At 51.2% G+C, this 19283-nt stretch carries 18 protein-coding genes; 7 read left to right on the top strand and 11 right to left on the bottom strand.

What is annotated here, in order from left to right; all coding sequences use genetic code 11:
* Positions 1-247: 247 nt before the first annotated feature.
* The 4 genes from ACFQNG_RS06620 to ACFQNG_RS06605 all read right to left on the bottom strand — a co-directional run bounded on the left by ACFQNG_RS06620 (position 248) and on the right by ACFQNG_RS06605 (position 4889).
* On the bottom strand, positions 248-1318 hold the full coding sequence (locus tag ACFQNG_RS06620) for a phosphotransferase (protein ID WP_379864107.1): 1071 nt from the start codon (positions 1316-1318) through the stop codon (positions 248-250).
* A gap of 24 nt (positions 1319-1342) precedes the next feature.
* Positions 1343-2503 (bottom strand): LysM peptidoglycan-binding domain-containing protein, encoded by a 1161-nt coding sequence (locus ACFQNG_RS06615; RefSeq protein WP_379864106.1) that lies wholly within the window; start codon positions 2501-2503, stop codon positions 1343-1345.
* Positions 2504-2806: 303 nt separating this feature from the next.
* Positions 2807-4099: a glutamate-1-semialdehyde 2,1-aminomutase gene (gene hemL / locus ACFQNG_RS06610; RefSeq protein ID WP_379864105.1), complete on the bottom strand. Its 1293-nt coding sequence runs from the start codon at positions 4097-4099 to the stop codon at positions 2807-2809.
* A 181-nt stretch (positions 4100-4280) separates the two neighbouring features.
* Positions 4281-4889: a transglutaminase-like domain-containing protein gene (locus tag ACFQNG_RS06605; RefSeq protein ID WP_379864104.1), complete on the bottom strand. Its 609-nt coding sequence runs from the start codon at positions 4887-4889 to the stop codon at positions 4281-4283.
* 273 nt (positions 4890-5162) lie between these two features.
* On the opposite strand from ACFQNG_RS06605, the gene ACFQNG_RS06600 reads away from it, so the two are divergent.
* The gene (locus ACFQNG_RS06600) at positions 5163-6161 is read left to right on the top strand and encodes an extracellular catalytic domain type 1 short-chain-length polyhydroxyalkanoate depolymerase (protein WP_379864103.1); all 999 of its coding nucleotides are present in this window, start codon (positions 5163-5165) and stop codon (positions 6159-6161) included.
* Between the two features lie 103 nt (positions 6162-6264).
* Here ACFQNG_RS06600 and hemB read toward each other — a convergent pair whose 3' ends face one another.
* From hemB to hemA, 6 genes are all read right to left on the bottom strand, one after another.
* Complete coding sequence (hemB, locus tag ACFQNG_RS06595) at positions 6265-7239, bottom strand: porphobilinogen synthase (protein ID WP_379864101.1); 975 nt, start codon at positions 7237-7239, stop codon at positions 6265-6267.
* A 101-nt stretch (positions 7240-7340) separates the two neighbouring features.
* Positions 7341-8855, bottom strand: a complete 1515-nt coding sequence (gene cobA, locus ACFQNG_RS06590) for a uroporphyrinogen-III C-methyltransferase (RefSeq protein ID WP_379864100.1) — start codon at positions 8853-8855, stop codon at positions 7341-7343.
* Positions 8852-9778 (bottom strand): hydroxymethylbilane synthase, encoded by a 927-nt coding sequence (gene hemC, locus ACFQNG_RS06585; RefSeq protein ID WP_379864099.1) that lies wholly within the window; start codon positions 9776-9778, stop codon positions 8852-8854. The genes cobA and hemC overlap by 4 nt, the downstream gene beginning before the upstream one ends.
* 16 nt (positions 9779-9794) lie before the next feature.
* Complete coding sequence (locus tag ACFQNG_RS06580) at positions 9795-10442, bottom strand: precorrin-2 dehydrogenase/sirohydrochlorin ferrochelatase family protein (RefSeq protein ID WP_379864098.1); 648 nt, start codon at positions 10440-10442, stop codon at positions 9795-9797.
* A gap of 28 nt (positions 10443-10470) precedes the next feature.
* A complete protein-coding gene (locus tag ACFQNG_RS06575) occupies positions 10471-11286 on the bottom strand; it encodes a cytochrome C assembly family protein (RefSeq protein ID WP_379864097.1) in 816 nt (271 codons plus the stop codon).
* Between the two features lie 14 nt (positions 11287-11300).
* Entirely contained in the window at positions 11301-12644 is a 1344-nt protein-coding gene (gene hemA, locus ACFQNG_RS06570) for a glutamyl-tRNA reductase (RefSeq protein ID WP_379864096.1), read from the bottom strand.
* A gap of 262 nt (positions 12645-12906) precedes the next feature.
* Here hemA and ACFQNG_RS06565 point away from each other — a divergent pair, with 262 nt between their 5' ends.
* From ACFQNG_RS06565 to map, 6 genes are all read left to right on the top strand, one after another.
* Entirely contained in the window at positions 12907-13632 is a 726-nt protein-coding gene (locus ACFQNG_RS06565) for a glycoside hydrolase family 25 protein (protein ID WP_379864095.1), read from the top strand.
* Between the two features lie 157 nt (positions 13633-13789).
* Complete coding sequence (locus ACFQNG_RS06560; RefSeq protein WP_379864094.1) at positions 13790-14797, top strand: ABC transporter substrate-binding protein; 1008 nt, start codon at positions 13790-13792, stop codon at positions 14795-14797.
* A 3-nt stretch (positions 14798-14800) separates the two neighbouring features.
* Positions 14801-15571 (top strand): ABC transporter ATP-binding protein, encoded by a 771-nt coding sequence (locus ACFQNG_RS06555; RefSeq protein ID WP_379864093.1) that lies wholly within the window; start codon positions 14801-14803, stop codon positions 15569-15571.
* Positions 15568-16392, top strand: a complete 825-nt coding sequence (locus ACFQNG_RS06550) for an ABC transporter permease (protein WP_379864092.1) — start codon at positions 15568-15570, stop codon at positions 16390-16392. Before ACFQNG_RS06555 ends, ACFQNG_RS06550 begins: the two co-directional genes overlap by 4 nt.
* 274 nt (positions 16393-16666) lie before the next feature.
* Entirely contained in the window at positions 16667-17137 is a 471-nt protein-coding gene (locus tag ACFQNG_RS06545; RefSeq protein WP_379864091.1) for a hypothetical protein, read from the top strand.
* A gap of 11 nt (positions 17138-17148) precedes the next feature.
* On the top strand, positions 17149-17913 hold the full coding sequence (gene map, locus ACFQNG_RS06540; protein ID WP_379864090.1) for a type I methionyl aminopeptidase: 765 nt from the start codon (positions 17149-17151) through the stop codon (positions 17911-17913).
* Between the two features lie 236 nt (positions 17914-18149).
* Here map and ACFQNG_RS06535 read toward each other — a convergent pair whose 3' ends face one another.
* A complete protein-coding gene (locus ACFQNG_RS06535) occupies positions 18150-19166 on the bottom strand; it encodes an LLM class flavin-dependent oxidoreductase (protein WP_379864089.1) in 1017 nt (338 codons plus the stop codon).
* Between the last annotated feature and the right edge of the window lie 117 nt (positions 19167-19283).

Below are 19283 nucleotides of genomic sequence, written 5' to 3'. Positions count from 1 at the left end.
CAAAAAACCAAACAAAATCTTGACATCCCGCATATAATTTGGTCGAAAGCAACTTTTTTTCTTTGGGCTATAAAAAATGGCGGGACGCTTGTCCTACTTTTCCTGCTTTCTTATTTTTCTTTGCAATCCTTTATGTAAGCGAGGAGATCCATATGTTGGAAGTGATCTTATGGGTGCTTGCCCTTAGTTTACCATTAAAAGCCCTGGACAAACTTTTACAAAAAATAAAAAACCGGGGATGACCCGGTTAAGAGTGGCGATGGTTCTTTTTTCTTTTCTTTTTGCGTCCGGGTTGGCCCGTTGCGACCTGGGCTTTTTCCCCTTCTTCTTGTTTCTTTTTGGACGGCCATAAGCTTTTCACCAGTTCTTGTATCTGTTCAAACTGTCCAATCTCCCGTTCGAAGCGCTTGGTAAATTGCGGCTCCACCGTGGCGGTGCGCGGCTGGTCGTAATACCGTCCCAACGTTTTCAGAATCCGCTCGGGATAGGACAGATACAAAGCCAACAAGCGCTTCTCTTTCGGTTCCAACTTCCACTCCCGCTCATATGCCTCCAATAACGCAAACGGGCTTTCCCCATCGTAGAGTGAAAACCGTTGGATCGCCAAGGCCACATCACGTACAGGCGTATCCACCTGCGCATGATCGAAATCGATCCAATATAACTGTTCTCCGTCCTGTACCACATTGCTTGGATGAAGGCGAGTATGGCAGAGAACCGCGCGCGGAACGGCTCCATCCTCACTTTCCCTGTAGCGTTCCAGTCCGCGAATGGCAAATTGAAAACTGCGCACCAGTTGATCCTTGCTGCTCACAAACGCCCGATCAAAGGGGGAAGCAAATTCGCGTCCCTTCCCTTGTTCCGCATACTGTTCCAGTTTCTCCAACTTTTGCTTCCAGACTTCGATCTCCTTTTGCTTAATGGACGGAGCCAGTTCGGTTAACTCCTTGCAACCCGGCTCGGTCGCCTGATGCAACCGAGCCAAAGCCGCCATCCCTTCCGTCGATGACCAGCGTTTCCCCTCCTGGGTCGACTGTCGTTTCCAAGGCACCAAATACCAACAAGTGCCCCGGATTTCCACAATCGGATCTCCCTGTTTGGTCTTGACCCAAGGCAAAAGATGGTCACATCCCGATTGGATCGCCCTATCCAACAGGTGATGCAGAAGGATTAATTTCTCCCGCGGTGCGCTGGAACGCTTTAGTGCATATTCCCCTTCCGGAACTGCCAGATAAACCACGTCACCCGCATTCTCCATATACGCATCTTCATACCCATACTGACGCAACACTTCCCACACTATAGCCGATTGATCCACTGCCGTACCCCCTTTCGCCTGACATCATTGCTTTTTGCCATACCAACCAAACGAGGAAATAACCGGATTCTGAATTTTTTGGTTGGGGCCCGACCGCTGCGGCACACACAAAATCTGCCCTTCGGTCAACAAATCCGTCTGCAATTGGTTCAATCTGATCAACTCATTCGCTGATACTTCATATTTGTTGGCCAGCGTATCAATCGTGTCTTCTTGCTGCACGATCACCATTTTCAGCGGCACAAACGACTCTTCTTTGTCCCGCAGCAACCAGCCGATCCAGGAAGAGGACTCCTGTTCCCCTGATTTGTCTTGCGCTTTTTCCGCATCCGCTTCTGCCTCTACTATTTCTGTTTCCACTTCTGTTTCCACTTCTGTTTCCACTTCTGTTTCCACTTCTGTTTCTATTTCTGTTACCGCTTCCTCTCGCCCGCCCGTCATGTCCACTGGCTCGGCCTGATCCATCTCCTTGATCGATTCCGCCGTTTGCGCCTGCTTGCTCGCCTGACGTTCGCTCCAGAAATCTCGTGGGTTAATTGCTTGCGGTTTTTGTTCTTCCGTTTGGGCTTGCAACGACTCGATCGGCTGAATCAGGTGAACTGCTTGTTCCCCTCCCTCTTCCACCGGCGGATCATCCGGCGTTTCCAATTCAATCTCCACTTTGGGATCATCTTGTAAGAAATCCTCTTGATGCGACAAAGAAGCGATCGGTTGCGCCGATTGGCCCGTGAAAACCGGCATCGACTCCATTAGTTCTTCCGGCCCACCCGCTTCATGGCCCACCTCTTTTCTTTCAGGCAACAATCCGTCAATCATCAGAATCGCGTCAATCTTCAGTTCAAAGGGAGACAAGACTTGATAATCAAACGTCTCCACTTCCGCCGAGATTTTCTCTTCTTCCGCACGGTCACGTGGCAATGTTATCTCCACTGGAATGACATAAGCCAATTCTTGTTGATTCTCCTCCATCCTATCCGTATGTAAATCCGGCCCATCTTCCTGTTCTCTGAGATAAACCCCATTTAACCGCAGATACCCCTGAATTTTCAGATGTTGCCCTTCATCTTTGATCTCAATATCCGGATATAAATCCAGCTCCAGGAGGGTATCGATGCCCGGTTGTTGTGGTTGGAGTCGAACATTTTCCGAGATATCAAAGCGGAGTTGGGTAAAACAGTTTTCCATATACACAGTCCCTCCTTCTGAGGCAGTGCCGTACCTCTTGACCCCTTTTCTAGCTCTCGCATGAGGTCATCGGTTAGACGTTACTGTATCTATATGCGGTCAAAATGGAGTTATAACCCCAACCAGACAAGTCATCAAAAACAAGATTATGAGGATACGGAGAAAAACCCGTTACCTCTATCTATGTTGCCATGAAACTTCTATTACGCTGGAAGTCCCCGTCTCTAAAAAATTGCAAACCAAAAAAGCCCACCCTCCCCAAACCGGGGAAAGTTGGGCTTTGTGCTTCACCATGCCAACCAATTATTTTTTCAGCTTGGCCAACGCGCGGCGATTCGCTTCCAACGTACGGGCCAAATCTTCTTCGCTGTGGGCCATCGAGATGAACATGCCTTCAAACTGCGATGGCGGAATGAGCACGCCTTCCTCCATCATATGACGGAAATACTCGGCAAAGCGCTCCGTATCAGCTTGTTTCGCTTGTGTGTAGCTCATCACCGCTTCACCCGTGAAGAAAAGGCAAACCATCGAGCCGACGCGGTTGATATGATGCGGAATGCCCGCTTCTTCCGCATTGCGTCGCAACCCTTCCTCCAAAATTTGTCCTTTGCGCTCCAGCTCTTCATAAGCGGCAGGGGTCATCTCCGTCAATGTTGCGAAACCCGCCGCCATGGCCAACGGATTCCCTGACAAAGTGCCCGCTTGATATACCGGGCCGACCGGCGCGATTTGTTCCATGATTTCCTTTTTGCCGCCGTACGCCCCCACCGGGAGGCCGCCGCCGATCACTTTTCCCATCGTCGTCAAATCAGGCGTGATGCCATAGCGGCCTTGCGCGGAATAATAATCCACCCGGAAACCCGTCATCACTTCGTCAAAAATGAGCAACGTGCCATGTTGTTCCGTCAGCTCGCGCAGCCCTTCCAAGAAGCCTGGCTGCGGCGGCACCACGCCCATGTTTCCCGCCACCGGCTCCAAGATTACGGCGGCTAACTCATGGCCGTATTTTTCAAATACCAGCTTCACGCTTTCCAAATCGTTGTATGGCACCGTCAACGTATGCTGAGCCGTGTTTTCAGGCACACCAGGGCTATCGGGCAAACCGAGGGTGGCCACACCTGAGCCGGCCTTGATGAGCAGGCTGTCGGAGTGCCCGTGATAACTCCCTTCGAATTTCAGAATTTTATTGCGACCGGTATATGCGCGGGCCAAGCGCAACGCGCTCATCGTCGCTTCCGTGCCCGAGTTGACCATGCGTACAATCTCTACGGATGGCATGCGTTCAACCACCAATTCGGCCATCATCGTCTCCAATTCAGTCGGTGCTCCAAAGCTGGTTCCTTTTTCCGCCGTGGTCTTGACGGCTTCCACCACCTTGGGATGGGCGTGCCCCAAGATGAGGGGACCCCAAGAGCCAATATAGTCGATATAGCGGTTGCCGTCCACATCCACCACCGTGGAACCGGATCCGCGATCGATGAACACCGGGTTCATCTTCACCGATTTAAACGCGCGAACCGGGCTGTTCACCCCGCCGGGAATCACTTTGACCGCTTGTTGATAATTTGCGATGGAACGATCGTATCCTTTATGCATCTGCATCACTACCTTTTATGTAAAACTCTTCCCATGACAATATTGTACCTCAAATGGGGATACACCTCACAATGGGAAAACAACTTTTTTGGGAAAAAGCAAAATCGGGGGCTCAATTTGACCTGTCTCCCAAAAATCAATATCTAAAAACGGCAAGAATCATGAACTTGCACTATTTCCCTTATAGATCGATAGGCAACCCAAACCGATAGATGTCCAACGCGTTGGTACCCTCAGATAACGCTTTGACTGTAGCCGGATGGGGCTCGCAGTGAATCCATCCTTCATCCATTTCCCCATGTTCCGGTCGTATGGGAAAAGCCGATTTTTCTGAATAGATTGAGAATTGGGCGTTCACTCCGGGCTTATTGCCTCTGGCGTCCAAACGAAGCCATTTGCCTAAACTCTTCAGATAGACCGCATTTAAGGCATGCAGGCAATATCCGGTTTCAGGTGTATCACCCAACGTCAGCTTTTGATAGCAGAAGCCGGTTGGAATCCCTTGCGCCCGCAATAACGTCGCCAACAAATGCGCTTTCGCGTAACAAATCCCTTCGCGCCAGCGCAACACATCCGACGCGATGCAGGTCACCCGCGCACTCTGAATATCCCAAGAGTGTTTGATCTCATCGCGCACATACTCAAATGTCGCCTTGACTTGATCCACTTCCCCCATGTTTGATGCGGCCAATTGCTTCGCCTTGGCTTGGATCAGCGGATGGCGGTAGTTCACCACTTCCGACTCAAGCAAATAATCCGCCAATTGTGCGGATGTACAGCGCAAATTCAACGTCAAGCGCCCCCTTTCTTATATGTATAATTATGCAACGATACACAACGTTGGACAACCATATGCAAAGTTGGACTGCCCTTAAAGGGAAAAACACGCCACGCAAGCGGCAAACCGTACAGTAACATGGACATGCATCCGCCATTTGCAAGGATTCCCGGATGGCATGCCATTTGCACTTACCTTTATCAAACCACAAATCCAGGCAAACGGTCCTGCAGTTCCAACGTCCACCCATTGTCAAACTTGTGGAAAATGAGGAGGAATGATTTTTTGAAAGCGCTTACTCTTCTCGGAAGGTTCATCGGCGTTTTGTGCCTGAGTGCTTGTCTCCTGTTCGCTTCCCTCGTGCCACCCGTTCACGCGGCCGGCCAATTTATCAGCGGAACCGCAAACGACGGCCGTCCCTACAAATTGTACATTCCTTCGGGTTATGATGGACAAACGCCCGTGCCGCTTGTGGTAATGTTGCATGGTTGCACCCAAAGCCCCGATACGTTCGCTGCCGGCACGGAGATGAATACGGTTGGGGAACAAAACAAATTCATCGTCCTGTATCCGGAACAAACCTCCGCCGCCAATATGAGCAAATGTTGGAATTGGTTTGATTCCAATCATCAAGCACGCGGCCTGGGCGAACCGGCATCCATTGCCAACCTGGTCAATCAGATTAAAACGCGGTACGCCATCGCCGGGAATAAAGTTTATGTGGCGGGATTGTCCGCAGGTGGGGCGATGAGCGTCATCATGGGGGCCACTTACCCTGATCTGTTCGCCGCCATTGGCGTGGGTGCCGGCTTGGAATACAAGGCGGCATCCTCCCTCGTCTCGGCCAATATGGCCATGCTATACGGCGGGCCCAATCCCACTCAACAAGGAACTCTCGCTTACCAAGCCATGGGTAGCGCGAAACGGGTTGTACCCGTCATTCTGTTCCACGGCACGTCCGATTACACGGTATACCCCGTCAATGGACATCAGGTGATTTCACAATGGGCACAGACAAACGATTTGGCCGCCGATGGCTCAGACAATCAAAACATTGATGACACGGCCGATGTAACGACCAAAGGACAGGTAACCAACGGAAGAACTTATACTGAGTATCTCTATCGCGATGCCACCGGCCAAACCATCCTGTCCAAAGTGATCGTGGATGGGATGGGACACGCCTGGTCAGGTGGGAGCACCGCCGGTTCCTATACCGATCCCAAAGGGCCCAAGGCCAGTCAAATGATGTGGCAGTTCTTCATCAATCATCCCCAACCATAACAAAAAAACGAGCCCGCCTATGGCCAGGCGAGCTCGTTTTTTATCTCAAGCAACGTCGCACCGTCTTCTCTTCCCTGATTCCATTGGATGACCGTCATTCCGCTTACCCTTGTCGCAACCAACGGGCAATCTCTTTCGCGTGATAAGTGATAATGAGGTCGGCGCCCGCCCGTTTAAAGGCGGTCATCGTTTCCATCACCACCGCTTTTTCATCAATCCAACCATTGAGGGCCGCCGCTTTGATCATGGAGTACTCTCCGCTCACATTGTAAGCCACAACCGGCAGGTCGAATCGTTCTCTCACCCGATAAATCACATCGAGGTATGCCAAGCCCGGTTTCACAATCAGCATATCGGCCCCTTCTGACACATCTGAAGCGGCTTCCCGCATCGCTTCACGCGCGTTGGCCGGGTCCATCTGATATGTGCGGCGATCGCCAAATTGCGGGGTGGAGTGAGCCGCATCACGGAAGGGTCCATAATAGTTGGAAGCGTATTTCACCGCATAGGAGAGAATCGGGATATGCTCATAGCCCGCCTCATCCAATCCCCGGCGAATCGCATAGACGAACCCGTCCATCATGTTGGACGGGGCAATCATGTCGGCTCCCGCTTCCGCTTGCGCGACAGCGGTTGCCGACAGTCTGCTTAGGGATGGATCATTGAGCACCTCTCCGTTTTCCACGATGCCGCAATGACCATGAGAAGTGTATTGGCACAAACACGTGTCGGCAATCACATAAAAAGATGGATATGCCTGCTTGATATAGCGAATCGCTTTTTGCACGATCCCGTGATCATGATCCGCTTGGCTGCCATGCTCATCTTTTTCGACCGGCACACCAAACAGCAGGAGTGAAGAAATGCCCAGCGCTTTCACTTCTTCCAATTCCTCTTGCAGCCGATCAAGCGAATAATGGTAAACGCCTGGCATCGAAGGCACTTCGGCTTTCACATCTTCTCCTTCGACCACAAACAGGGGATAAATCAGATCTTCTATATGAACATGATGCTCACGCACCAATTGACGAATCGTTTCATTGGCCCGCAAGCGGCGATGGCGCATAAACGGTTGCATATATGTTGCGCTCCTCTCTCTGACTGTGATTTGAGTGAAAAAGCAGCGGTAATGGCCGGATGCCAACCCATCCTCCCGCCACAAAAAAAATAGCTTACGGTTTACAACTGTTGGATGGCCTCAACCAGGCCGTCGATGGTATACGTGTCAGCGGTCGCATCCACATGCAACCCCAATTCCCGCGCCGTTTGCGCGGTGATGGGACCGATGCATACCACTTTCACCGGCGCCAAAAGCGGGGTCACATCCTCCGTTGCCGCCCGCATCGCTTTCATAAAATTGCGCACGGTGGAAGAACTTGTGAAAGTGATCACATGAATGGCGCCTTCCTGCAACAGTTTGACCACTTCCGAGGCATTCTCCGCATCCACTTCCGTATCATAAGCGTCTATTTCGGTCACGCTGCATCCCATCCGCTCCAGTTCAACAGGCAACACCTTACGTGCGATGTTGGCGCGCGGCAACAAGACTTCTTCGCCTGGTTTCACCAATGGACGTAAGTGCTCCACCAACGCTTCCGCCTTATACTCACCAGGCAAGGCTTCAACCATCAATCCTTTGTCAGTCAACGCTTCGGCCGTCTTGGGCCCAATCGCTCCGATGCGTGCCTTGCCCATTTGCCGGATATCGATGCAGAGCTCCCGCAATCGCTTAAAGAAATGATGCACACCATTGACACTGGTGAAGATGACCCAATCGTATTTGCCCAGTTGCTTGACAGCTTCATCAAACAGATCTTGCCGTTTGGGCGGAGAGATGCGAATCACGGGAAACTCGACCGCTTCGCCGCCCAAGGCCTGGATTTTTTCCACCAGCGCACTGCTTTGGCTGCGCGCTCGGGTAACCAGGATGCGTTGGCCAAACAAGGGCTTTTTCTCAAACCAGGATAAACGGTTACGCATTTTCACCACTTCCCCGACGATGATTACCGCCGGAGAACGGAAATTGGCTTCTTCCACTTTTTGCACGATATTGTCCAGCGTCCCAACAATCGTGCGCTGTTCCACCCGGGTGCCCCAGCGAATCAAGGCAATCGGCGTCTCCTTGGAACGGCCATGGTCGAGCAAACTCTTCACAATAAACGGCAAATTGCTCACACCCATCAGGAACACAATGGTTTGGGAGGCCAAAGTCACTTTGTCCCAACGAACAGTGGATTTCACTTTCTCAGGGCACTCATGTCCTGTCACGACAGTAAAAGACGTATTAAAATTGCGATGCGTCACCGGGATTCCCGCATACGCGGGCACAGCGATGGCAGAAGTGATCCCCGGAACCACTTCAAACGCGATGTCCTCTTCCACACAGCGTTCCGCCTCTTCCCCGCCACGACCGAAGATAAAAGGATCGCCACCTTTTAAACGGGTGACGACTTTGCCTTCTTTCGCTTTTTCCACAATCAGTTCATTGATCTTTTCTTGTTTGAGCGTGTGGCGATCCGGCAACTTCCCCACATAGATCAGTTCCGCCTCCGGGCGTGCGTATCTCAGAAGCTGCGGATTCGCCAAACGATCATAGATAATCACATCAGCTTCTTTGATCGCTTCCAAGCCTTTGACTGTGATGAGACCAGGGTCCCCAGGCCCCGCCCCTACCAGATATACTAAACCGGTCATCCGACTAACCCCTCTCGCACCTCGCGCAGCAGTTGTCCTGCTCCCTGTTCTTTGAGTTCCGCAGCCAAGTCTTGACCAATGACCTTCTCATCTCTTCCTTGCTTAATCCCCTTAATCACTTTGGTTCCATCCGGATGCGCAACCAATCCCGTCAAACGCACCTCCTCACCGACCACCTCCGCATAAGCGGCCAACGGCAAATGGCAACCTCCTTCAAACGCCTGAAGAAAAGCCCGTTCGGCTTTTACCGCCCGCGCCGTTTCCACATGATGAATCTCCAAAAGCAGCGCCAGCACCTCATGATCATCCTCACGGCACTGAATGGCCAAAGCCCCTTGACCCACCGCCGGCAACATGATGTCCGTCGATAAGATTTCGGTTGCTTCTTCCTGCCATCCCATTCGGGCCAGTCCGGCTTGGGCTAACAGAATCGCGTCAAAGTGCCCTTCTTTCATCTTGTTGATGCGCGTATCCAGATTCCCGCGTACAGGTTTCACCTCTAAATCAGGGCGGTAAGCCAATATCTGCGCTTGGCGGCGCAAACTGCTCGTGCCCACCACCGCTCCTGCCGGCAATTGGGCCAACGTACGGCCATCCCTTGACAACAGGCTGTCACATGGGTTTTCTCTCACCGGAATCGATCCGATCGTCAGCCCTGTCGGCATCTCACCCGGCAGGTCTTTCATGCTGTGAACAGCCAAATCAATCCGCCCATCCAACAATGCTTGTTCAATCTCTTTGACAAATAACCCTTTGCCGCCCACTTTGGATAAAGTAACGTTGAGAATCTTGTCCCCTTTGGTCACAATTTTTTCCAATTGGACGGTCAGATCGGGACGTACTTTTTTCAATTGCTCAATCACCCAGTTGGTCTGAGTTAAAGCAAGCAAGCTTTTCCTCGTTCCTACCGTTAACGTGCGCACGCGTCCAACCTCCATTCTAGGTTTGCGCGGACAAGGCTTGTTCCAACCACTTACGCATCTTGCTCCGCACTTGTGCCGGATTCATTCGGCATTCTTCCAACCAATGGTCAGTGACCAACTCTTTCATCAATCGCTGCCGTTCTTTGGGAACCGTCACGTTTTGTTGGATGATCCCACGCATCTCTTGAAGCAAATCCAAGTACAGCTCATACTCCTCGCCAACCGTCGCTTCCAATTGGCGGCGAATGTTTTGGGCGACGGAAGGGCTTGCCCCGCTGGTGGAAATCGCGATGTGCAACTTTCCGCGCTTCACGGTGGCCGGCACCATAAAGTTGCAAAGCTCCGGTTGATCGACGACATTTACCCACTGGCCTCGCGCGTTCGCCTCTTGATGGATTCGCGCATTGACAGTTTTTTGATCCGTCGCGGCGAAGACCAGGCGGCAACCCTCGTGGTCTTCCGGCTGATAGGGGCGGCGACGCCATTCGATAAGTTCCTGTTCCGTCCATGACGTTAAGAGGGGGGTCGCCTTGGGACTCACCACAATAACATGAGCCCCCGCCTCGATCAAGCTTCGCACTTTCCTTTCGGCCACAGGCCCTCCACCCACCACAAGACAGCGCATGCCTTCGATGTCCACCATCATGGGATAATATTGTTTCATCCTGATTAGAAACCCCTTTTCGCATGACCTAAATCCAGTGATGGAAAGAAAAGCCGGAGCGAGTAATAATATAATTGCTTAAAATGGCCAATAGCGACAAAGACGTCCACCAGGCCAATTGGCGTCCATACCACTGCCGTCTTGCCCACTTCCACAGGATAAAGCCGTAGAGAAGAAGCACCCAGAGCGATCCCCACACCTTGGCGTCTGCCCAAAACTGGTGGCCGATCGTCTGATAGGCGTAAATCGCCCCCAGTGTCATTGCGGTTAACAGCAAACTGGTTCCCGCCACCACCAACCAAGCGGATAAGCCTTCCAAACGATCCAGACTGGGAAGCCGCCGCAATAAATGATTCCACTTTTTTTGTTTGAGCAGATAGTTGTTGACCAAGTACAAACTGGAACCGATGCTGGCCAAAGAGAAAGCGGCATAAGCCATCATCGCCAGCGTCACATGCAGAAAAACCAACTCCGACAACAACAGCTTCTCGATGACGGGGGAAGAAGACCTCACAAAAAAGAGATGCAAAGCCAACATGATAAAACTTAAGGAATTGGCGATAAAGAAAAGAATCGCCATCCGATAAACGAAATGCATGACCAAGGTGAAGCTGATCAGCACCCAGCTATAGATGGATAACGCATCAAAGCTAGCGGAAATCGGGAACAGCGCCAATCGCTGTACGACTAATACGATGGTCTGCAATACCCACACCCCTGACAGCAACAGGAGGGACATCCGTTCCACCTGCTTGTTGGGACGCAAAAGGTCCGCAAACGAAAACACCAGGCTAACCGCATAGACGTACACCATAAAATCGACGATCCAACGCTCTCGGAACAAAGGCGGCTCCTCCTTTAAGCGTTTCCGCTGGCTAGCGCTGCTGGGTTAGGTAGCTCAATTGACTCAGGCTCTTCTTGCTCTTGCTCCGCATTCAACTGTTTTTCCAATGCAAACAACGCGATAAACATCTCTTGCGCCAATTCTTTTTGTGATGTGGTCGCCAACTCCTTGACCCGCACAATGGGATCGCGCATCAATTGATTGACAATGCTTTTGGTATGCTTGCGGATCACGCGCTTTTCCTGTTCAGTCAACTCCGGCAATTTGCGCTCAATCCGAAGCATCGCATCTTCTTGGATGGCCAGCGCTTTTTCGCGCAATGCCGTGATGAGCGGGACAACCCCCAACGTCTCCAGCCATTCGTTAAACTGCCGCAGTTCTTCTTCTATCCAAAGGCCGACCTTGGCCGCTTCTTGTTCCCTGATCGCCATATTGGCATCGACGATCCCGTTCAGATCATCAATGTCATACAGAAAAACTTGATCCAATTCATGAATCTCCGGGTCAATATCGCGCGGAACCGCAATATCGATCAGGAATAAAGGGGATCTGCGTTTATGCAGAACCGGCTGCACCATGGCCTTGGTCAAAATCGGCTCCTTGGCCCCCGTTGAACTCACGACAATATCCGCCTCTAACAAGGAGGGGATTAACTGATCCCACGACCGCGCTTCCCCATGGAACTTATCCGCCAACTCCTCTGCCTTGGAAAGTGTGCGGTTGATCACCAACACCTGGTTGACCCCTGTCGCATAAAAATGCTTGGCTGTGAGCTCACTCATCTTGCCCGCGCCGATCAATAGGATTGTTTTGCCCGCAAAGGCATCAAACATCTTCTTTCCCAATTCAACCGCCGCATAACTGACAGAAACGGCATTTTGTCCAATTTCCGTCTCTGAGTGGACACGTTTGCCAAACGTAATCGCTTGCTTAAACAAGGCGTTGAACAGCGTACCTGTCGTTCCCGTTTGCTGGGCCGTCAGGAACGCTTGCTTCACTTGCCCCAGAATTTGCGTTTCGCCAAGGACGAGCGAGTCCATTCCGCACACAACATGAAGCAGATGGCGTACGGCTTCTTGATTCGCTTTCACATAAAGGTGTTCAGCAAATTCTTCTCTCGGTAACCGGAACCAGCTTTCCAAAAAAGATTTTGCATAATACTCGCCTGTATGCAGTTGGTCAGCCACCACATATAATTCCATGCGGTTACAGGTGCTGACAATCACACATTCAAGTACACTCTTCATGTCTCGTAAACTCTTTAGCGCTATCTGAAGCCGGTCTTCCTGAAACGCTAACTGTTCTCTTATCTCAACTGGAGCCGTTTTATGGTTTAAACCAATCACTAGCGTATGCATTCTCGTCACCCCGAACTTCAGTTTAGCCACATCTCAGGCTAAGCTGGCCGAAAAGTCATTCTCAATCAAATTACATTATAGCACAACCTTTTTCAATCCCAAGTTCTGGGCTGTGAACAGATTTTGAAGGGCGGGGCCTTCCCCGTTTCGTGAATGTCAATTTTTATCCAAATCCCTTTGCCATCCCTTGCTTGATCCAATGGGACTGGCTATTACAATAAAAGGAGCAATCAATCACTTGCAAAGAAAGAGGAACATACCCATGCGACCTACTTCACGTTATCTTCTCATCGGCTCTGTTCTCGCGATCATCCTGGTTGCGCTTGAATATTACGGATTCATCTGGCACAACGGTCTTTTCGCCCTGCCTTATGAAGTGAAAGGCTTGGATGTTTCCCACCATCAAGGTGACATTGATTGGGAAAAGGTAAAAGACGATGACTTTCGGTTTGTTTTCATCAAAGCGACGGAGGGGCGGGATTTTATTGATCAACGTTTCGGAAAAAATTGGCAACAGGCCAAGGAACAAGGATTTCTCGTGGGCGCTTACCATTTTTTCTCCATGGGCAGCACGGGCAAACAGCAAGCCGCCCATTTTATCCGCACGGTTCCGAAGCAAGCTGACAGCCTTCCTCCCGTCATCGACGTGGAAATCCACTTAAACCACGATCAACGGAAAGTGCGTCAAGAATTGCTGGCCCTCGCACAGCAGCTGGAACAGCACTATGGCAAAAAACCGATCCTTTACGTGACTTATGATACATACAACCAGTATGTCAAACATGCCTTCCCACAGTATCCCATTTGGATACGGGACATCAAGAAGTTTCCCACCCTCCAGGATCGGGATTGGCTTTTCTGGCAATACAGCAATCGCGGCAGGGTCAATGGCATTGACACTTACGTTGACATCAATGTTTTCAATGGCGATCAAAATGAGTTTTCGCAACAATTCAGCCTTCGCCGGCTTGAATCTTCCCCATCTTGAACAACCAGCTTTTCAGCTGGTTTATTTCATTTTCAGTTAAAACCGACAGGAGAGTGGGCCATTCATCGGTGATGTGGTCGGACTGAGATTTCCTTGTCAAACCGCCCTTAAAATGTCAAAATAAAATTAATCCATTGAAAAAAAGGGGTGGCGTTTGATGACGAAGAAGATCAGACAGTTTCGCCCTCAGCTGTTGATGCTTTGTTTCGCTTGTCTGCTCGCCGCCTGTTCCTCCTCTTCTTCCTCCACCAATCAAATCCGACTTGTCGAAGTGACGCACTCCCTCTTTTATGCCCCACAATATGTGGCGATGAGCAAGGGTTTCTTCAAGCAAGAAGGTCTCGACATCGAATTGACGAATGGAAACGGCGGCGACAAGACGATGACAACCCTTCTCTCCGGCGATTCCGATATCGTGCTGGTGGGTGCTGAAGCTGCCATCTATGTGACCGCTCGTTCCACCAATCAGTCGGTCGTCGCCTTTGCCCAACTCACCCAGACCGATGGGACCTTTCTCGTTTCGCGACAACCCATACCGGATTTCAAATGGAGCATGTTGAGAGGAAAAAAACTGCTCGGCCAACGGCGCGGAGGCATGCCCGAGATGGTGAGCGAATATGTGCAGCGCGTCAATGGCTTAACCCCCCATCAAGATGTGAACATCATCCAAAACGTGGATTTTAAAAACCTTGGCAATGCCTTTGTGGCTGGAACGGGTGATTTCGCCCAGTTGTTTGAACCCGTCGCCTCCAAGATTGAACAAGAAGGCAGAGGATATATCGTCGCTTCTTTTGGCAAAGACAGCGGACACCTTCCCTATACCTGTTATCTCGCCAAGGAGCAATGGATGAAACAGCACCCCGATTTGGCCAAGCGGTTCACCCGCGCCCTCTATAAAGGACAACAATGGGTCGCCACTCATCCCGCCGAGGAAGTCGCCGCCGCAATCCAAAGCCATTTCCCCGACACCGGCAAGGAGATCCTGGTCCGCGTCATCCAGCGTTATCAAGACCAACAATCCTTTGCCTCGACTCCGCTCATTGAAGAACAAGAGTACAACCACTTGCTGCAGATCATGAAGGAAGCGGGGGAACTTCCCAAACCCATCCCTTACCGCCAGTTGGTCAACACAGAATTTGCCGTTCCAGTGGTAAAGGGGGAATAAGACATGACTTCTCCCTATGCGGTACAGATTGAGGACCTCACGCATACCTACTTCACCAAAACAGAAGAAGTGACAGCCATCAGCAAGCTCTCCCTCACCGTTCAACCGGGGGAATTTGTCGTCTTGGTCGGGCCGAGCGGGTGCGGCAAAAGCACCATTCTCTCCCTCATCGCGGGACTTCTCACTCCCGCCGCCGGAGAAATCAAGCTATTCGGCAACCGAGTAACAGGCCCCTCTCCATATACCTCCTATATGCTGCAAAAAGACGGATTATTGGAATGGCGGACCGTCGCACAAAACATGATTCTCGGTTTGGAATTGCGTCATCAGGCCACTGCCGATGCCATCGCGCAAACTCACCGACTCCTTGACGAAATGGGGCTGTCCCATGTGACCCATCACTATCCCCACCAACTGTCCGGCGGAATGCGGCAACGCGTTGCCCTCGTCCGTACCCTGGCGGTGCGTCCCGAAATCCTGCTGTTGGATGAACCCTTCTCCGCGCTCGATATTCAAAACAAAATCCACTTGGAACAACTGTTGATGGACGTATTGAAAGAACAGCAAAAAACTGCCATCTTGGTAACCCACGATCTGGAAGAAGCGATCGCGATCGGGGACCGCATTCTCGTCATCGGCGGCCAACCGGGGCAAATCTTGCACACCCTGTCGGTTCCCGCGGACATTCGCGCACTTCCCCCGCTTGAAGCAAGAGCCCATCCAGCCTTTCGTTCCTTGTTCGACGAGTTGTGGCGGGAGGTGAATGCGCGATGAAAGCCTGGCTTGAACGTGGGGCAACCAGTCCCCAACATGCTCTTTATCTGCGTCGGCTGCGGATTCGGCAAATGTGGATTTGGGTCATTCGCGCCATCATCTTCATCGCGTTTGTCGGGATGTGGGAAGGAGCGACCCGCGCCGGATGGATCGATTCTTTTCTTTTCAGCAGCCCATCGCTCATCTGGAAGCAAGCTGCGCAATTGGCGCAAGCGGGTGATTTGTTTCATCATATCGGCATGACCGCATGGGAAACGATTGCCGGATTTATCTTGGGCACCGCAGGCGGAATCGGCTTGGCGACTTGCATTTGGGCTTCCCCCTTTTTGTCGCGTGTGCTCGACCCCTACCTCGTCGTTTTGAACAGCATGCCCAAAGTGGCGTTGGGTCCCTTGTTTATCGTGACGTTGGGAGCCAATTTCTCTTCCATCTTGGCCATGGCCATCGCCATCACCATCATCATCACCACGCTGGTTATTTACACCAGTTTTCAAAGCGTGGATGAGAGTTGCCTGTTGCTGGCCCGTTCCTTTGGCGCAACCCGCGCCCAAATTTTCCGCACGATTATCTTTCCTGCCAGTATTCCTGATATGATCGCCGCTTTAAAAGTGAATGTGGGCTTGGCCTGGGTCGGGGTGATCGTGGGAGAATTTCTTGTGTCCAAAGCCGGGCTCGGCTATTTAATCATCTATGGGTTTCAAGTGTTTAATCTCAACCTGGTCATGTTGAGCCTGGTGGTCGTCGCCATCATTGCCACGTTGATGTACCAACTGATCGCCTGGTTGGAAGCCACGTTATTGCGCCATCGGCACCGCGGTTGACTCCCGTGTTCACCATCATCCATCTCTACCGCGATCTTTTGGACGACAGTGAAGGAAATGGGCATCAAACTCGCATGCCCATTCGCTTTTGCCACCGCTGGGACCTCCGGAAAAAGGGCAATGCGCCCAAAAAACGCATGTTCAAATCACTCCTTGGCCGCGGGCAGGAATGACAAAATCCTGCCCCCATGCAATTTTCTATCCAGACTCGTCGCCAAATTGTGATAAGATGGAAAAGGAAAAATCTACTTATCTTCAAGGAGAGAAGCTTTTCATGCAATCAAAGCTGATCGGATTTGTCCTGATCCTGGGTGGGGCCCTGTTGATGCTGACCAAATTTGAGTTAGCCCCACTTGAATCCTTTATCTCATGGCCTTTTATCATGTTTATGATCGGAGCGATTTTGCTGTTTGTCGCTTTTCTGAAACGAATTGGATCCCTTGCCTTATGGGCAGGCATTATCGCATTTCTCGGACTTTCCGTCTGGGGCATCAAATACGTGGAAGGCTGGCCTAATCATTGGAGCATTTTGCTCGTTTTTGTCGGTCTTTCAATATTATTGCAATACATCATCACCAAACATAGCATGAGTGGGACGGTGGGCAGCATATTGGTATTAACAGGGATCGTCGCCTATCCCGGCGTCACGGAGCTTCCCATCGTTTCCCCCATCACCACCGTTTTGCATAATTTCTGGCCTGCCTTTATCGTGCTTTTAGGTCTGATATTCCTGTCCAAAAAATAACACAGGGAGCCATGCCAATGACCAAAACCATGGAAGAGATTCTTCACATGCGGGCAGCGGGCAAAATCTTGGCTGCCTGCCACCTCGAACTGCGCAAACGCATTCGCCCCGGCGTCTCCACATGGGAGATCGATCAATGGGTAGAAACCTTTTTGGAGCAACATGGAGCCACTCCTGAACAAAAAGGGTATTTAGGTTACCCTTATGCCACTTGCGCTTCGATCAATAGCGAAGTGTGTCATGGTTTTCCCCGCCAAACCCCGTTACGGGAAGGCGACATCGTCACGATCGACATGGTGGTGAATTACAACGGCTGGTTGGCCGATTCCGCTTGGAGTTACCCCGTTGGCACGATCAGCCAATCGGCGCAGACTTTGTTAACCGTAACCAAAGAAGCCCTATACCGCGGCATCGCCCAAGCGCAAGTGGGTAATCGGATCGGAGACATCTCGCATGCGATCCAAACCTATGCCGAATCACAAGGATGCGGGGTGGTTCGCCCTTTTATCGGCCATGGCATCGGGCGACGCATACATGAAGAACCGGAAGTGCCCCACTACGGGCCGCCCAACCAGGGGCCGTTATTGAAAGAAGGCATGGTCATCACCATTGAGCCCATGCTGACGTTGGGCAGTCACCTCGTCACCATTGAAGCGGACGGCTGGACAGCCAAAACCGTGGACGGCAGTCTCTCCGCCCAGTATGAACATACCGTCGCCATCACCAAAGACGGTCCGCTAATCTTAACCGACCAAGACGAACCGGGCGCCTTCTAGCGAGGGGCCCGGTTTTACTAAATGCTGATAGAAAGTCCACGGTTTTAATCGTGGAATGAAAGACGGCATTGCTCTGCATCCCCTTTGAGATGGTAAGAGTAACCAAATTCGTTATAATCGAACATACGAGCGGCGCTTATCCCACTCGTAGTGGGTTCGTTTCTCTGTGGTCGAGGGTCAAGGAGAGTGCGGATAAAGTCATTTGAAAAATGGAATTCGCTGCATGTTCTGCTCGTTTAGCTCGGGCCGTTACCCAATCCAAATGCTTCTGCCAACAAGCGATAGGAGCGCAATTTTGCTTCAAAATCATGAATCAGGGAAACAATCATGATTTCATCCGTCTCATATTCCAGCCCCAATGCCAGTATTTGCTCACGGACCTGTTCTTTGCTTCCCACAATCATCCGCTTTCGATTTTCTTGAATGCGGTATCGGTCAAATGGGGAGTAACGGTAATTCAAGGCCGTCTCAACCGAAGGAATCCCATGTCCACTCTCTCCTTTTTCGATCAAGAGCAATGCTAGGTCCAGACTGGACGCCAATCGCTCGGCCTCTTCCTCCGTTTCTCCGCAAATGGCGAAAATCGCCAGCATCGTTTGCGGTTTTTGGTTGCATAAGGAAGGTTGGAAGTGCTCCCTGTAGAACTTGACAACATCAGCCCCACCTTCCCCATTGATAAATTGGGCAAACGCATAACCCACTCCCCGCTCTGCGGCCAAGAGCGCACTTCCGCCACTGGAACCGAGCATCCACATCTCGGGCGCCGTCTCAATCGTCGGGGTGGCTACAATGCCGGGAAACCGTTCATGTTTCTCGCCAAGATCATAGATATATGTGATCAAATCATCCAACTGCTGTGCATATTGATCAACGTTCACCCGCTTCCCTTCCTGAAGTGCTCTTGTGGCCAGCGGCATGCCTCCCGGCGCCCGCCCCAAGCCAAGGTCGATCCGATTCGGGTATAACGCTTCAAGGACTTTGAAGTTCTCCGCCACTTTATAAGGGCTGTAATGAGGAAGCATGACGCCTCCGGAACCCACCCTGATTGTTTCCGTTTTTGCACCCAGATGACTTATGAGAACTTCTGGGCTCGAACCGGCTAAAGATCTGGTGAAATGATGTTCTGAAACCCAGAAACGGCGATAGCCCAACTTCTCGGCTTCCTGGGCCAGTCGGGTGGTATCCGCCAAAGCTTCCACCGCCGATTTGCCTTCAGGAATGGGTGATTGGTCTAACACGCTTAACTTGATCATGGTTTTCCCCTCTTTTTTGTTCTCAATGAATGATTCTCTAGTATATTTATTTATTATATCAACTTATTTTTAATAATTATATCTTTCACATTCACCCAAAACAAAAACCTCCTTTCA

The sequence above is a fragment of the Laceyella putida genome, from assembly GCF_042665195.1.
Taxonomy (GTDB): Bacteria; Bacillota; Bacilli; order Thermoactinomycetales; family Thermoactinomycetaceae; genus Laceyella; species Laceyella putida.
The sequence above is the reverse complement of the archived record's forward strand: the minus strand, read 5'-3'. Positions and strand labels throughout refer to the sequence as shown.

What these genes read in the sequence shown, in the direction of transcription:
- ACFQNG_RS06550 (WP_379864092.1), top strand. Translation starts at nt 15,568, where the DNA reads ATGAAAGCCTGGCTTGAACGTGGGGCAACCAGTCCCCAACATGCTCTT.
- map (WP_379864090.1), top strand. Translation starts at nt 17,149, where the DNA reads ATGCCAATGACCAAAACCATGGAAGAGATTCTTCACATGCGGGCAGCG.
- ACFQNG_RS06545 (WP_379864091.1), top strand. Translation starts at nt 16,667, where the DNA reads ATGCAATCAAAGCTGATCGGATTTGTCCTGATCCTGGGTGGGGCCCTG.
- hemL (WP_379864105.1), bottom strand. Translation starts at nt 4,099, where the DNA reads ATGCATAAAGGATACGATCGTTCCATCGCAAATTATCAACAAGCGGTC.
- cobA (WP_379864100.1), bottom strand. Translation starts at nt 8,855, where the DNA reads ATGACCGGTTTAGTATATCTGGTAGGGGCGGGGCCTGGGGACCCTGGT.
- ACFQNG_RS06560 (WP_379864094.1), top strand. Translation starts at nt 13,790, where the DNA reads ATGACGAAGAAGATCAGACAGTTTCGCCCTCAGCTGTTGATGCTTTGT.
- hemA (WP_379864096.1), bottom strand. Translation starts at nt 12,644, where the DNA reads ATGCATACGCTAGTGATTGGTTTAAACCATAAAACGGCTCCAGTTGAG.
- ACFQNG_RS06580 (WP_379864098.1), bottom strand. Translation starts at nt 10,442, where the DNA reads ATGAAACAATATTATCCCATGATGGTGGACATCGAAGGCATGCGCTGT.
- ACFQNG_RS06565 (WP_379864095.1), top strand. Translation starts at nt 12,907, where the DNA reads ATGCGACCTACTTCACGTTATCTTCTCATCGGCTCTGTTCTCGCGATC.
- hemB (WP_379864101.1), bottom strand. Translation starts at nt 7,239, where the DNA reads ATGCAACCGTTTATGCGCCATCGCCGCTTGCGGGCCAATGAAACGATT.
- ACFQNG_RS06615 (WP_379864106.1), bottom strand. Translation starts at nt 2,503, where the DNA reads ATGGAAAACTGTTTTACCCAACTCCGCTTTGATATCTCGGAAAATGTT.
- ACFQNG_RS06535 (WP_379864089.1), bottom strand. Translation starts at nt 19,166, where the DNA reads ATGATCAAGTTAAGCGTGTTAGACCAATCACCCATTCCTGAAGGCAAA.
- ACFQNG_RS06555 (WP_379864093.1), top strand. Translation starts at nt 14,801, where the DNA reads ATGACTTCTCCCTATGCGGTACAGATTGAGGACCTCACGCATACCTAC.